The following is a 328-nucleotide window of genomic DNA, read 5'->3' as shown; positions in this document are numbered from 1 at the left end:
GAAGAAAACCGTGAGAAAGAGGGTGTGAACAGCACTGAATCCGGTCTGCAGTTCCGTGTTCTGACTCAGGGCGAAGGTTCTATCCCGGCACGTACCGACCACGTACGCGTGCATTATACCGGTAAACTGATCGACGGTACCGTGTTTGACAGCTCTGTTGCGCGTGGCGAACCGGCTGAATTCCCGGTTAACGGCGTGATCCCTGGCTGGATTGAAGCACTGACCCTGATGCCGGTAGGTTCGAAATGGGAACTGACTATTCCTCAGGAACTGGCTTACGGTGAGCGTGGCGCTGGCGCGTCCATTCCTCCGTTCAGCACGCTGGTAT

General features: G+C 56.1%; 1 pseudogene. It reads left to right on the top strand.

Going from position 1 to position 328, the window contains the following annotated elements:
• Positions 1-328, top strand: a pseudogene (gene fklB / locus FDX22_RS12045) (FKBP-type peptidyl-prolyl cis-trans isomerase); the annotation flags it as partial.

It is taken from the genome of Citrobacter sp. TBCS-14 (assembly GCF_005280805.1).
Classification (GTDB): domain Bacteria; phylum Pseudomonadota; class Gammaproteobacteria; order Enterobacterales; family Enterobacteriaceae; genus Citrobacter; species Citrobacter gillenii.
This window is presented reverse-complemented; position numbering and strand designations above follow the sequence as displayed.